The sequence below is a fragment of the Chitinophaga sp. GbtcB8 genome (assembly GCF_019091455.1).
Taxonomy (GTDB): Bacteria; Bacteroidota; Bacteroidia; order Chitinophagales; family Chitinophagaceae; genus Chitinophaga.
Genome location: NZ_JAGXJN010000483.1, coordinates 1 through 232, shown reverse-complemented (window position 1 = coordinate 232; position 232 = coordinate 1). Strand labels below are relative to the sequence as shown.

The 232-nt window shown below is 50.4% G+C and carries 1 protein-coding gene; it reads right to left on the bottom strand.

All coding sequences use genetic code 11. The features are described from left to right. On the bottom strand, window positions 1–232 hold a 232-nt coding region (locus KVT36_RS32365; RefSeq protein ID WP_217607534.1), incomplete at both ends, for a hypothetical protein.

Sequence of the window (232 nt, the reverse complement as noted above, 5' to 3'; positions counted from 1 at the left end):
TAACACGCGGGTGCGGTCCTCCGACGAGGTCCGCAGGCCTGCTATAAACGAAATATAGTCCTGCTCGTGGTTCATATAGTAACGGGTGGTCAGGTTAAAAGAAGTATAGAAGTCCGGCGAATCACTGGTGAAATATGCCCGCTGGTTCACATAAAAATCATTGAATGTTTTGACTAATGATGCCACACCGGCATTTACGTTGCCGCTGTCTGCCTGCTGCAGGGAGCGTGCG